Here is a 13,776-nt window from a genome sequence, read left to right as displayed (position 1 = left end):
TTCCACCAAACATTTGTTAGGTGAGGAAGGTAGCGCGGATGGAGCTGACCGGGAAGGCGGTCGTCGTCACCGGGGGCACCCGGGGCGTGGGCGCGGGGATCGCGAAGGCGTTCCTCGCGGCGGGCGCGGACGTCGTGGTCTGCGCCCGAAGACCGCCCGACACCCCGGTCGAACACGCGGGCCGCACCGCCGAGTTCCGCCCGCTGGACCTGCGCGACCCCGGCGCCGTACGGGCCTTCTTCGCGGCGGTCGCAGCCGACATCGGGCGCCTTGACACGCTGGTCAACAACGCGGGCGGCACGCCCTACCGGCTGCTCGAGGAGTCCGAGGCCGAGCGCCACGCCCGCGTCGTGGAGCTCAATCTGACCGCCCCGCTCACGGCGTCGCTCGCGGCCCGGCCCCATCTGCGCCGGGCGCGCGGGTCGGTCGTGATGATCGGCAGCGTGAGCGGGACGCGGCCCTCGCCGGGCACGGCGGCCTACGGCGCGGCGAAGGCCGGCCTGGAGAGCCTGGCCCGCTCGATGGCGGTGGAGTGGGCGCCCGAGGTCCGCGTCAACACCCTGGTCCTCGGCATGGTCGCCACCGAGCTGAGCGCGCTGCACTACGGCGACGGCGAAGGCCTTGCGCGGGTGGGCGCGACCGTGCCGCTCGGCCGGCTGGCCGAACCCGGCGAGGTCGGGGCGGCGGCCGTCTTCCTAGCCTCCGCGAGCGCGTCCTACATCAGCGGCGCGTCCCTCCTGGTCCATGGCGGCGGGGAGAGCCCGGCGTTCCTGGCCGCGGCCACGGTCAACCAGGGCGCACCGGCGGACCGGCCGCCCAACAAGCCTGAAGGAGACGGAAGATGAGCAGACTGTGCGAGGGCCGGGTCGTGATCGTGACCGGCGCGGGACGGGGGCTCGGGCGCGCCCACGCCCACGCCTTCGCCGAGCAGGGGGCACGGGTGGTCGTCAACGACCTGGGGGTCGCACTCGACGGCGCGGGCGGCTCGCAGGGCCCCGCCCAGGCGGTGGTCGAGGAGATCCGTGCGGCGGGCGGCGAGGCGATCGCGCACGGCGGCGACATCGCCACGACCGAGGGCGCGGCCTCACTCGTCGCGAGCGCCCTCGACGCCTTCGGCGCGCTGCACACCCTGGTCAACAACGCCGGGTTCCTGCGCGACCGCACCCTGGTCAACCTGGACGAGGACGACTGGGACGCCGTGATGCGGGTCCACCTCAAAGGCCACTTCCTGCCCCTGAAGCACGCCGCCTCGCACTGGCGCGCCGAGGTGAAGGCGGGCCGCGAGGTGGCCGCGCGTGTGGTCAACACCAGCTCGGGAGCCGGTCTGCTGGGCTCGGTGGGGCAGGGCAACTACAGCGCCGCGAAGGCGGGCATCGTGGGCCTGACCCTGGTCGCTGCCGCCGAACTGGGGCGCTACGGCGTCCAGGTCAACGCGATCGCCCCGGCGGCCCGCACCCGGATGACCGAGGCCGCCTTCGCACAGGCGATGGCGGCGCCCGGCGGAGCGGGCGCCTTCGACGCGATGGCGCCGGAGAACGTCTCACCCCTGGTCGTGTGGCTGGGCTCGGCGGCCTGCGAAGGCGTCACGGGCCGGGTCTTCGAGGCGGAGGCCGGCCGCATCACGGTGATGGAGGGCTGGCGCCCGGGGCCCACCCGCGACAAGGGGGCCCGCTGGAGCGCGCGGGAGGCCGGCGAGGCGGCCCTGGAACTCCTCGCGCGCGCCGAGAGGCCGGGGGCGGTGTACGGGTCGCGGTAGGGGGAGGCGGACGAGCCGGGGTGGCGTACGGCTTAACCCACCGTGGCTTGTTTGTGACGCACCGGTCGGGTCGGGTGAACAAGTGGAAAAATCAACGGAGTTGGCGTTGAAGACGCCGCTCTACGCGCGTCACCATGGGGCTCATGACGATCCCCCCACGCTTCAAGGCCCTGGCCGGCGCCGCGACGGCGGCCCTCGCGCTCCTCGCGGGACCCGCCGTCACCACCGCCTCCGCCGCCCCCGCGACCACTCACATGACGGCCTCCCTGTCCGTGCGCTCGGCCGGCAGTGTCTGCTACTCGGCGCTGCCCTCGCAGGCGCACGACACCCTGGACCTCATCGACCAGGGCGGCCCCTTCCCGTACTCCCAGGACGGCGTCGTCTTCCAGAACCGCGAAGGCGTACTGCCCCAGGAGAGCAACGGCTACTACCACGAGTACACGGTGATCACCCCGGGCGCCCCGACCCGGGGCACCCGCCGGATCATCACCGGCGAGCAGTCCCAGGAGGACTACTACACCGCCGACCACTACGCCACGTTCCGCCTGGTCGACTTCGGCTGCTGAGCCGCCCCCACCGCATCCGTCCGACCCGCCCCGCCCCCTTCTCTCCGGGGGCCCGGCGGGCCTTCGCGTGCCTCGCGGGGCGGGCTCACCCAGCAGTCGGCGGTCCTGCGGTCACTCGCCCGGGGCCGCGCACTGTCCGAGCCGGCCGCCGCGCGTCAGCGCGAGCGGGCCGGGCATCGACAGCGCCTCCTCGCCGTCGTGGCCACTGCTTCCGCACGACTGGTCCCGTGCGACCGGTTCCGCGTCCCGCGCGCGTTTATGTGTCGCACTCCAGGACCGTGCGGCACAGCCCGCACCGCGCCCGCACCCGGCCCCGCGCCGCCGCCAGGCGGATCCGCTGGCAGCAGGTCGGGCAGGCGAAGGAGACCCGCAGCCCGTCCGGGCCGGATTCGAAGGAGTAGGGGGACGAGGGGGAGTGGGGGGAGTGGAGTGAGGCGGCGTCGGCCCGGACGCCGCCGTGCTCCTGGGCGTCCCGCCGGTCCTTCGCGTAGCGCCGCCGCCCCGCCCGGCCCGCCGCGGCCAGCGGAGGCCGCTGCCCGTCACGGCGGGCCAGGGCGGCGCCCGCCGTATACGCGGGGTAGGCCTGCGGACTGGTGAACCAGGGGGAGGGGTCCTCGCCGAACAGCGCGGCCCGCTTGGCCAGGACGTACCCGAACTCCTCGGGCGTCAGATAGCCCAGCTTCTGGCTGGACAGCGCGTCCTCGCGGAACGCGTCGAGCAGCAGCCAGCCCGCGCCCAGATAGGTGGTCGCGGTGTCGGTCAGGATCTCGTTGTCGCGGGTGCCGGGGAAGGAGAGGCCGAGGCGGTGGAGCAGCACGTGGGTGATCTCGTGCGCGAGGGCCGCGCCGATGTCCCTGCGGTGGGTACGGAAGCGGTCGTTCAGCTCGATGAAGTACTCGGGCCCGGCGGTCAGTTCGACGCCGGCCGCGTGCCGCATCTCGCGGAAACCGACGATCATCCGGGCGTCGGGCAGCCGCAGGTGCTGGACCAGGGCGCGGGCCACGCGCTGGGCGCCCAGGTGCAGGTCGTCCTGGTCGGCGAAGGCGACGTCGGCGGGCAGGACGCTGGTGGCGTACGCGTGGAGTGCGTCGGGGGGCAGGCGGCGGTGCAGCGCGGTGAGGGCGGTGCGGATGGTTTCGAGGTGCGGGTACCCACGCACGACCGGCGCCACGCCCATGTTCGGCCACCCCCGTCCCGACCCCCTCCCACCCTAACCACCCCGGGGCCTCCACCCCAGCCCCCGCTCGCGCCTGAACGGCCCCGTCCTCAATCTCCCCCAAGGCCTTGAGGGCCAGAGGGGACCCCCATGACGGGCTGGGTATGCCGGTGCGGGCCCGCCCCAGCCCCGTCAGGGGCGCGGGGAATTGCGCGACCAGCTACCCCCACAGCCCGCAGCCGAGCTCCCTGGGGCTCCGCCCCAGACCCCGTTCGCGCTGAAGGGCGCTCGTCCTCAAACTCCCCCAAGGCCTTGAGGGCCAGAGGGGACCCCCATGACGGACTGACTATGCCCATGCGAGCCGGCATCGGCCCTGCCGGGAGCGGGCGGGCTGAGGACGCGCATGCGGGCCCGCCCCAACCCCGTCAGGGGCGCGGGGAACTGCGCGAGGAGCGACCACGGCCCGCAGTCGGGGTCCTGGAGTTCCATCCCAAAGGCCGGACGGGCTCAGGTTGCCGATGCGGCCGGCGCAGACCCTGCCAGGGGCGCGGGGAACCGTGCACCCGGCCCAGCACGGCCCGCGGGCGACCAGCACCCTCCGGGCCTGGGCCGGGGCCGGGGTCAGGTCAGGGGCCCAGCGTCAGCCCGGCCGCCCCCTCCGCGCCCGCGAGCTCAAGCACCCACACCTCGTTCACCCCCACCCCCAGCACCGCCCCCGGCACATACAGTCCCCCCTGCGGCCCGACCCCCCAATACCGGCCCAGGCAGAACCCGTTCACCCACACGAACCCCCGCCCCCACCCCGGCAACCGCAGCCACGCGAACGACGCCCCGCCCGCCCCGTCCGGCAGAAGCAGAACGCCGCGATGCAACCCGGCACACCCAGAACCGGCCCCGGCCCCGGCCCCGGGCCCCGGCCCCGGGCCGAACGGGACCTTCGACACCGCCCCCGGGACGGAGAACGCGTCGAGCCGCAACCCCCGCGCCCGCACCCCGTGCAGATACTGCCGCTCGTGCAGCACCCCACCCGTGATCCCCTTCGTCTCCCCGCCACGCGGCCCGTAGTTGACCCGCCCGAGCGACTCCACCCACAGCTCGACGGCAGCGCCGCCCGGCACGGGGTCCGCGAGCGTCGCGTCCTCGGCGTCCAGGACACCCGCGCGCACCCCGTCGACGTACACCGTCGCCACATCACGCAGCCCGAGCACCCCCAGCGGATACGGCTGCCGGGGCCCGGGCACGTCCAGGCGGTAGCGGACCAGACCCCGGTCGACGTCAAGCTCCTCGAACGTGGGCGGCACCGGCGACTCGCTCTCCTCGCCGCCCAAGGTGCCCATGACGTCCCCGAGCGACGCCCAGCCCTCCCACCGCGCCGCGAATGTCCCCTCCAACGGCACGGGCTCCGGCGGGAGTTGAGGCAGAGGAGTGTCGTCGTCCCGGTAGCGCGCCAGCACCTCACGCAGGCGCCAGAACTTCTCGGTGGGCCGCCCCGCCTCGTCGATGGGCGCGTCGTAGTCGTACGACGTCACCGTCGCCTCCAGCGCCCCGGTGTGCAGCTCCCCGGCCCGGTTCGCCCCCGACCAGCCGGCGAAATTGGTCCCGCCGTGCGCCATGTAGAGGTTGACGGACGCCCCGCACGCAAGGATCTCGCTCAGCGTCGCCGCCGCGTCGGCCGCGTCCCGCACCATGTGCTCCGCGCCCCAGTGGTCGAACCAGCCGCACCAGAACTCCATGCACATCAACGGCCCCGACGGCCGGTGCCCGCGCAGCACGTCGAAGCCCTGGCGCGCCGCGCTGCCGAAGTTCACCGTCGCGAGCACCCCGGGCAGTGAACCCCCCGTCAGCATGTGGTCCTCGGGCCCGTCCGAGGTGAACAGCGGCACCGTGATCCCGCAGTCGCGCAGCAGATCGGCGAGGTGACGCAGATACCCCCGGTCGCTGCCGTAACTGCCGTACTCGTTCTCCACCTGCACCATCAGCACCGGACCGCCCCGGTCGACTCCCCGCTCGGCGACCTGGGGGAGCAGCGTGTGGAACCACCGGTTCACATGGACCAGATACTCCGGGTCGTCGGTGCGCGCCCGCCGCCCGAGCCGTCCCGTCAGCCAGTGCGGCAGCCCCCCGTTCTCCCACTCGGCGCAGATGTAGGGCCCCGGCCGCACGATCGCCCACAGCCCCGCGTCCCGCGCCGCGTCCAGGAACCGGCCGAGCGCCCCCACGTCCCGGTACCGGCCGAGGAAGGGCTCGTGCACGTTCCACGGCACGTACGTCTCGACGCAGTTCAGGCCCATCGCCCGCAGCATCGCGAGCCGGTGCCCCCACTGCGACTCGTGCACCCGGAAGTAGTGCAGCGCCCCCGACAGGAGCCGCACCGGCCGTCCGTCGAGCAGAAAGTCCTCGTCTCCCACCGCGAAGTCGGCCACCGGCCAGCCCGCCCCTCTCGCTCTGTTCCCACCCGGCCGCCGTACGAGGCCGCCGCGCCACCTCACCGGAGCCCGGTCACCGAGACCCGGTCACCGGGGCCCGGTCACCGGGGCGCGCGGTCACCGGGACCCGGTTGTCGCGCCCGCCCACTCTTGCCCCTGGCGCGGCAGGGGTCCATGGACAAAGATCGGCGCTGTTTGGACGCAGGGGGCCCGGCAGAGAGCGGAAAGCGGATGTATCACACCTGGATGCGGTATTTCACCCCGAGTCCGGCCCACCACCGGCTCGGCCTTGTCTGCCTCGGCGTGGGACTGCAACACGGCGCCCTGCCCACCGTCGGGCCCCGCACCCTCGACCACCACGTCGCCGTCGTCATCGGCGCGGGCAGCGGCTGGTTCCGGGGCGCCGACGGCCGCCGGGTGCCCGTCACCGCGCCCGCCCTGATCTGGCTCACCCCGGGCGTACCCCACCACTACGGGCCCGACCCGGCCACCGGCTGGGACGAATCCTTCGTCGACTTCACCGGACCCGCCACCACCACCTACACCGAACTCGGCTACATCGACCCCGACCGGCCCGTCGTCCCGCTCAGCGACACCGCCGCCGCCCGCGCCGCCGTCGGCCGCATCGCCAGGGCCGCCCGGCACGGCAACCCGCTCCTGGAGGTCGAGACCGCCGCCGCCGTCCACGAACTGCTCGTCGCCCTGCGCCGCGCCCGCGCCGACGTCGCCCCCGACGGCGACCCGGTCCTGCAAGCCCTGGCCCGCGACGCCTTCGAGTCCCTGTCGGTCGCCGCCCACGCCGCCCGGCACGGCATGACCCCCGCCGAACTGCGCGGCGCGGTCCGCAGAGCCGCCGGGTGCAGCCCCAAGGACTACCTCCTCGGCATCCGCCTCGGCCGCGCCAAGGAGCTCCTGGCCGCCACCGAACTGCCCGTCGCCGCCGTCGCCCGCCGCGTCGGCTACGACGACCCCGCCTACTTCTCCCGCCTGTTCACCCGCCGGGTCGGCATCGCCCCCGTACGCTTCCGTGAGCAGCAGAGCCGGGCCGTCCCCGGCGGGTGGAGCAGCCGGATCCCGGATCCTGAACACCCCCCGACGATCGCGGGCCACGCCACGTAAGCTCGCTGACCATGACCACGATCGACCCCGCCGTGCGGGCAGAGCTGTCCCGGCTGCGCGACAGCATCGACAACATCGACGCCGCCGTCGTGCACATGCTGGCCGAGCGCTTCAAATGCACCCAGCAGGTCGGCCACCTCAAGGCCGAGCACCGTCTTCCCCCGGCCGACCCCGCGCGCGAAGCCGAACAGATCGCCCGCCTGCGCCGCCTCGCCGAAAGCGCCAAACTCGACCCGGCGTTCGCGGAGAAACTGCTCAATTTCATCATCGCCGAGGTGATCCGCCACCACGAGACGATCGCCAACTCCAGCTGAGGCCACCGCGTCTCGCACCGAAGGCCGGGCCCGCCGGCCCGGCCGCCCCGCCCACACCTCCTTCATACGAGCGAACCGAAGCCCGCCCCACAGCCGCGCCGCACCCTCGCCGCTAGCGTGGAAGCATGACCACCAGAGTCCCCATTCGCCGGCTCCAGCAGGACGCGAGCGAACTCATCGAGCGCGTCGCCGCCGGCGAACGAGTCGAGATCACGCGCAACGGCCGGCTCGTCGCGGTCCTCGGCCCGCCGGACCCGGAGCAACGGGTCATGGAAGACCTCGGACGCACCGGCACCGTGGACCCCGACAACGCGGCTTCAGCGCGCGGCCTCGCCGACTGGCAACCCCTGCCCGCCCGCCCCGGCCAGCACATCCCACTCTCCGAAGTGCTGCGCTCCCTGCGCGAGGCCGCGCCGAACACCTCGAACAGGCACTGACCGCCTTCGTCACGTACGACAAGCGACTCGCGGCGGCGGCCGCCGAAAGGGACCTCCCCGTCCGGTCTCCCGGCGCCTGACGGCCGCGCCCCCCGGCCCCACCGGCGCGGGCCAGAGCGGGCCGCCCGCCCGCACACGGGACCCCGAGCGGGCCGCCCCCGCCCGCACACCGGCCCCCGAGCCCCCGCCCCAGCCCGGGCACACCGGGCACCAAGCCCCCGCCGCAGCCCGGGCACACCTTGCACGCCCCCGGCCCGGGCCCGCGCACACCCTGGCCGCCCCCGCCCCCGCCCGCGCACACCCTGGGCGCCCCCGTCCCCATCGGGCAGCATGGCCCCATGCCCGTACTGACGCGCGACGAAGCGCAGACCCGAGCCCACTTCCTCGACGTACAGCGTTACGCGATCGAACTCGACCTGACCACCGGCGGCGAGGACACCTTCACCTCCCACACCGCCATCCACTTCACCACCCACCGCGCCGGGGACACCTTCGTCGAGGTCAAGTGCGCCACCTTGCGCTCGGTCACCCTCGACGGCACCCCGCTCGACCCCGAAACGCTCCTCGACAACCGGCTCCCGCTCACCGCCCTCACCGAGGGCCCCCACGAGCTGCGCGTCGACGCCGTCATGCGCTACTCCCGCACCGGCGAGGGACTGCACCGCTTCACCGACCCCGCCGACGGCGAGACCTACGTCTACACCCAGCTCTTCATGGACGACGTCCAGCGCGTCTTCGCCGCCTTCGACCAGCCCGACCTCAAAGCCGCCTTCGACCTCACCGTCACGGCCCCCGACACCTGGACGGTCCTCGCCAACGGCATCACCACGCGCCGCGACGACGGCCGCTGGACGGCCGCCACCACCCCCCTCATCTCCACCTACCTCCTCGCCGTAGCCGCAGGCCCCTGGCACTCGGTGACCACCGAACACGCCGGCCTCCCCTTCGGCCTGCACTGCCGCCGCTCGCTCGCCCCCCACCTCGACGCCGACGCCGACGAACTCTTCGAGATCACCCGGCAGTGCTTCGACCGCTACCACGAGAAGTTCGACGAGCCCTACCCCTTCGACTCCTACGACCAGGCGTTCGTCCCCGAATTCAACGCCGGCGCCATGGAGAACCCGGGCCTGGTCACCTTCCGCGACGAATTCGTCCACCGCTCGGCCGTCACCGACACCCAGCGTCAGACCCGCGCGATGGTCGTCGCCCACGAAATGGCCCACATGTGGTTCGGCGACCTCGTCACCCTCCAGTGGTGGGACGACATCTGGCTGAACGAGTCCTTCGCCGAGTACATGGGCTACCAGACCCTCACCGAAGCCACTCGCTTCACCGACACCTGGGTCGACTTCGCCATCGTCCGCAAAGCCTGGGGCTACGACGCCGACCAGCGCCCCTCCACCCACCCCGTCGCCCCCGCCCCCGAAGACGTCCCCGACACCGCGTCCGCGCTGCTCAACTTCGACGGCATCTCCTACGCCAAGGGCGCCTCCGCGCTGCGCCAACTCGTCGCCTGGCTCGGCGAGAAGGACTTCCTCGCGGGCATCAACACCCACTTCGCCCGCCACAAGTTCGCCAACGCCACCCTCGCCGACTTCATCGACTCCCTCGCCGGCGCCACCGACCGCGACGTCCACACCTGGGCACAGCAGTGGCTCTCCACCACCGGAGCCGACACCCTCACCCCCACCGTCGCCGAACACGACGGACAGTGGCACCTCACCGTCACCCGCCAAGGACAACGCCCCCACCGCCTCACCGTCGGCGCCTACGACCGCGACCCCCACGACAGCCGCACCCTCGTCCCGCGCGACCGGTTCGACATCGATGTCCCGCACACCGCCCCCATCACCCGGCCCGGCCCGCGCCCCGCCCTGATCGTCCTCAACGACCAGGACCTCACCTACGCCAAGGTCCGCCTCGACGAAACCTCCACCGAAGCCGCCCTGCGCTCCCTGTCCGGCGTGCCCGGCGCCCTCACCCGCGCCGTCCTGTGGAACACCCTGCGCGACATGGTCCGCGACGGCGAACTCGCCCCCGCCGACTACCTGGAAACCGCCCGCGCCCACCTCTGCGAAGAGAGCGACCTGGCCGTCGTCGAAGGCGTCCTCGCCTTCGCCGCCACCCACATCGGCGACCTCTACCTCACCCCCGCCGAACGCCCGGCCGCCCTCGGCCTGCTCACCGACCTCACCCGCGACCTGATCCGCCGCACCGAGGACGCCACCCACCCCGGCCTGCGCCTCATCGCCGTACGCCACTTCATCGACGCCGCCACCCAGCCCGACACCCTGCGCGCCTGGCTCCAGGACGGCCATGTCCCCGGCGGCCCCGAACTCGACCCCGAACTGCGCTGGCGCATCCTCACGCGCCTGGCCGTACTCGGCGCGAGCGACCCGGCGGAGATCGCCGCCCACCTCGCCGACGACCCCAGCGCCACCGGAGAGGAAGGCGCCGCCCGCTGCCGCGCCGCGCTGCCCACCCCCGCCGCCAAGGAAGCCGCCTGGAACGCCATGTTCCACAGCGACACCCTGTCCAACTACCTCTTCACCGCCACCGCGCAGGGCTTCTGGCAGCCCGAACAGGCGGACCTCCTCGATCCCTACGTCGCCCGCTACTACGAGGACGCCGTGCCCTTCGCCGCCCGCCGGGGCCCCGCCATGGCCAAGGCCGCGGGCCGGCACGCCTTCCCCATGTCCGCCGTCGAACAGGAGAACCTGCGCCTGGGCGAGGCCTGCCTGACCCGCGCCGACCTCACGCCCGCCCTGCGCCGCGGCCTCACCGACCAGCTCGACGACCTGCGCCGAGCCCTGCGCCTACGCGACTGACGTCCTGACCCGCCCGCCCGGCACCGAACGGGGCGGCCAAGGGCCCACAAGGGCGGGCCGCGACCACCAAGGGGCGGGGGCGACCACCAAGGGGCGGGGGGCGTCCCGCCATACCAGCAACCACCCGCCCCAACTCGCCCCCACCGCAAGGCAGTACCACTTTCGGGTTGAGATCGTTGTGCACGGCGGCTCCACCGGCCCCCACGGGACCACGCTGGTGAAGTCGCTGCCCGCACCCCCGAAGGAACCCGATGCACAGCCCGCCGCTCGCCGGAGGCGCCGCAGGACCCGCCGCGCTGCGCCCCCTCCTCGACGTCGTACTCGACGCCCTGCACCAGGGGGCCAAGACCCGGGGCGGCCCGCTGCCCAAAGGCGGCCCCGACGCCGTCGCCCAGCGCGTCCACGCCGCCACCCACGACGTCCTGCCCGCCCGGGGCACCGGCGCCGAAGAAGCCCTCACCACCGTCGTACGCGCCCTGGCCGAAGGCGCCGCCGACCCCGCCGAACCCCTGTGCGCCGCCCACCTCCACACCCCGCCGCTCGCCCTCGCAGCGGCCGCCGACCTCGCCGCGTCCGCGCTCAACCCCTCCCTGGACTCCTGGGACCAGGCCCCCGCCGCCTCGGCGCTCGAAGCCCGCCTCACCCGGGCCCTCGCCCAGGAGATCTGGCCCCACGGCGACGCGCTCATCACCACCGGCGGCACCGAGTCCAACCAGCTCGCCCTGCTCCTCGCCCGCGAACACCACGGGCCCGTCCAGATCGTGTGCGGCGCCCACACCCACCACTCCATCCACCGCGCCGCCTGGCTCCTCGGCCTGCCCCGCCCCGTCACCGTGCCCGCCCCCACCGGCACCACCGACCTCGCCGCCCTCGACGTCGCCCTCACCCGCCTGCGCCACCCCGCGCTCGTCGTCGCCACCGCCGGCACCACCGACACCGGCGCCATCGACCCCCTCGGCGCCATCGCCGACCTGTGCGCCCGCCACCACGCCCGCCTCCACGTCGACGCCGCCTACGGCGGGCCCCTCCTGTTCAGCGAACGCCACCGCCCCAAGCTCACCGGCCTCCACCACGCCGACACCGTCACCCTCGACCTGCACAAACTCGGCTGGCAACCCGTGGCCGCCGGCGTCATCGCCGTCGCCGACCCCGCCCAGCTGGCCCCCCTCGCCCACACCGCCGACTACCTCAACGCCGACGACGACACCCACCACGGCCTGCCCGACCTCCTCGGCCGCTCCCCGCGCACCACCCGCCGCCCCGACGCCCTCAAAATCGCCGTCACCCTGCGCGCCCTGGGCCGCGACGGCCTCGGGGACCTCATCGACCGCGTCTGCGACCACGCCGTACACCTGGCCCAACTCATCGAAGGACATGCGGAGTTGGAGCTCTACGAGCACCCCGCCATCTCCACCGTCCTCTTCCGCCCCCACGGCGCCACCGACTCCGCCGTCGCCGGCATCCGCCGCACCCTGCTCACGCGCGGCGCCGCCGTCCTCGGCCGCGCCCACGCCGACGGCCGCCTCTGGCTCAAAGCAACCCTCCTCAACCCCCACCTCACCCCCCACGACCTGGACACCCTGCTCGCCACCACCCTGAGCGCCCGCACCGCCCCCACCCCGGCCGCCCCCGCCGAGGCCCCCACCGCCCCGGCTCTCGCCACCACACCCCCCACGGAAGGCACCCCCCGATGACGCCCCAACCGAAACCCGAACCCCAACCCCAGCCCCAACAGCAACCAGAACAATCAGAACAACCCGGACAACCCGAACAACCCCACGACCTCGTCGGCATCGGCATCGGCCCCTGCAACCTCTCCCTCGCCGCCCTCGCCCACGGCGTACCCGGCGGGCTCCGCGCCGCCTTCTACGAACAGCGCCGCGCCTTCCACTGGCACCCCGGCCTGCTCATCGAAGGCACCACCCTCCAAGTCCCCTTCCTCGCCGACCTCGTCACCCTCGCCGACCCCGCAAGCCCCTGGAGCTTCCTCAGTTACCTCAGGCACCGAGGACGCCTCTTCCCGTTCTACTTCGCCGAGAAATTCCACATCCAGCGCACCGAATACGACGCCTACTGCCGCTGGGTCAGCGAAAACCTCCCCGAACTCCACTTCTCCCACCAGGTCGACGCCGTCCGCTGGAACACCGAACGCGCCCTGTTCGAAATCGACTACACCCACCTCGACGCCAACGGAGAAGCCCAGGCGCTCGGCCGCGCCCACGCCCGCCACCTCGCCCTCGGCGTCGGCACCCAGCCCCACGTACCCGAACCCCTCCAACCACTCGTCGACGCCCCCACCGTTCCCGTCCTGCACTCCGCCGACTACCTCGACCACCGCGAACGCCTGCTCGCCGCGGGCCACGTCACCGTCATCGGCTCCGGCCAGTCGGGCGCCGAAGTCTTCCTCGACCTGCTGCGCCACCGTCCCCAGGGCGCCGAAAAACTCACCTGGCTCACCCGCACCGAGGCGTTCGCCCCCATGGAGTACTCCAAACTGGGCCTGGAACATTTCACCCCCGACTACACCCACTACTTCCACGCCCTGCCCGAAGCCGTACGCGACCAGCTCCTGCCCCGCCAATGGCAGCTCCACAAGGGCATCGACGCCGACACCATGGCCGCCATCCACGACGAGCTCTACCGCCGCACCCAGCACGGCGGCTGGCCCGACCTCACCATGACCCCCGGCGTGACCGTACGCACCGCCGGACGCGTCGCCACCACCAAGGTCGAGCTCCACCTCGAACACACCCAGCAAGCCACCCGCTCCCGCCTCACCACCGACGCCGTCGTCCTCGCCACCGGCTATCGCGAACGCCCCCTCGGCCGCCTGCTCGCCGGACTCGACCCCTACATGCGCTACGACAGCTCCCAACGCCCACGCGTGGCTGCCGACTTCACCCTCGTCCTCGACCCCTCCGTCGCCGGCCGCGTCTACGTCCAGAACGCCGAAGCGCACACCCACGGCGTCGGCGCACCCGACCTCGGCCTCGCCGCCTGGCGCAGCGCCACCATCCTCAACTCCCTCACCGGCGCCGAGCCCTACCCCCTGCCGGCGCGCACCGCCTTCACCACCTTCGGCCTGGAACACACCAACCAGGCCCGCCCGGAGCGCCAACCGGGGGGCCTGGTACCGCTCGTCGAACAGAGGTGACGTTTCGCCCGGCCGGCGGC

At 73.6% G+C, this 13,776-nt stretch carries 11 protein-coding genes; 9 read left to right on the top strand and 2 right to left on the bottom strand.

Annotation, left to right across the window (positions count from 1 at the left end; translation table 11 throughout):
* Positions 1 to 38 precede the first annotated feature (38 nt).
* The 3 genes from ABR738_RS10835 (at position 39) to ABR738_RS10825 (ending at position 2,322) form a co-directional block, all read left to right on the top strand.
* Positions 39 to 845: an SDR family oxidoreductase gene (locus tag ABR738_RS10835; protein WP_350234521.1), complete on the top strand. Its 807-nt coding sequence runs from the start codon at positions 39 to 41 to the stop codon at positions 843 to 845.
* Positions 842 to 1,756, top strand: coding sequence for an SDR family oxidoreductase (locus ABR738_RS10830; protein WP_350229752.1), 915 nt, complete (start codon positions 842 to 844; stop codon positions 1,754 to 1,756). The genes ABR738_RS10835 and ABR738_RS10830 overlap by 4 nt, the downstream gene beginning before the upstream one ends.
* Before the next feature lie 143 nt (positions 1,757 to 1,899).
* Entirely contained in the window at positions 1,900 to 2,322 is a 423-nt protein-coding gene (locus ABR738_RS10825; RefSeq protein WP_350229751.1) for a guanyl-specific ribonuclease, read from the top strand.
* Positions 2,323 to 2,578: 256 nt separating this feature from the next.
* Here ABR738_RS10825 and ABR738_RS10820 read toward each other — a convergent pair whose 3' ends face one another.
* A complete protein-coding gene (locus ABR738_RS10820) occupies positions 2,579 to 3,499 on the bottom strand; it encodes a hypothetical protein (RefSeq protein ID WP_350229750.1) in 921 nt (306 codons plus the stop codon).
* Positions 3,500 to 4,104: 605 nt separating this feature from the next.
* On the bottom strand, positions 4,105 to 5,901 hold the full coding sequence (locus ABR738_RS10815) for a glycoside hydrolase family 35 protein (RefSeq protein WP_350229749.1): 1,797 nt from the start codon (positions 5,899 to 5,901) through the stop codon (positions 4,105 to 4,107).
* 234 nt (positions 5,902 to 6,135) lie between these two features.
* Here ABR738_RS10815 and ABR738_RS10810 point away from each other — a divergent pair, with 234 nt between their 5' ends.
* The 6 genes from ABR738_RS10810 (at position 6,136) to ABR738_RS10785 (ending at position 13,756) form a co-directional block, all read left to right on the top strand.
* Positions 6,136 to 7,023 (top strand): helix-turn-helix domain-containing protein, encoded by an 888-nt coding sequence (locus tag ABR738_RS10810; protein WP_350229748.1) that lies wholly within the window; start codon positions 6,136 to 6,138, stop codon positions 7,021 to 7,023.
* 11 nt (positions 7,024 to 7,034) lie between these two features.
* Positions 7,035 to 7,337: a chorismate mutase gene (locus ABR738_RS10805; RefSeq protein ID WP_350229747.1), complete on the top strand. Its 303-nt coding sequence runs from the start codon at positions 7,035 to 7,037 to the stop codon at positions 7,335 to 7,337.
* 125 nt (positions 7,338 to 7,462) lie between these two features.
* Positions 7,463 to 7,774, top strand: coding sequence for a type II toxin-antitoxin system Phd/YefM family antitoxin (locus tag ABR738_RS10800; protein WP_350229746.1), 312 nt, complete (start codon positions 7,463 to 7,465; stop codon positions 7,772 to 7,774).
* 338 nt (positions 7,775 to 8,112) lie between these two features.
* Entirely contained in the window at positions 8,113 to 10,602 is a 2,490-nt protein-coding gene (pepN, locus tag ABR738_RS10795; protein WP_350229745.1) for an aminopeptidase N, read from the top strand.
* A gap of 251 nt (positions 10,603 to 10,853) precedes the next feature.
* Positions 10,854 to 12,296, top strand: coding sequence for a pyridoxal phosphate-dependent decarboxylase family protein (locus ABR738_RS10790; protein WP_350229744.1), 1,443 nt, complete (start codon positions 10,854 to 10,856; stop codon positions 12,294 to 12,296).
* The gene (locus ABR738_RS10785) at positions 12,293 to 13,756 is read left to right on the top strand and encodes a lysine N(6)-hydroxylase/L-ornithine N(5)-oxygenase family protein (RefSeq protein ID WP_350229743.1); all 1,464 of its coding nucleotides are present in this window, start codon (positions 12,293 to 12,295) and stop codon (positions 13,754 to 13,756) included. Before ABR738_RS10790 ends, ABR738_RS10785 begins: the two co-directional genes overlap by 4 nt.
* Positions 13,757 to 13,776 lie beyond the last annotated feature (20 nt).

The organism is Streptomyces sp. Edi4, assembly GCF_040253615.1.
GTDB lineage: Bacteria > Actinomycetota > Actinomycetes > Streptomycetales > Streptomycetaceae > Streptomyces.
The sequence above is the reverse complement of the archived record's forward strand: the minus strand, read 5'-3'. Positions and strand labels throughout refer to the sequence as shown.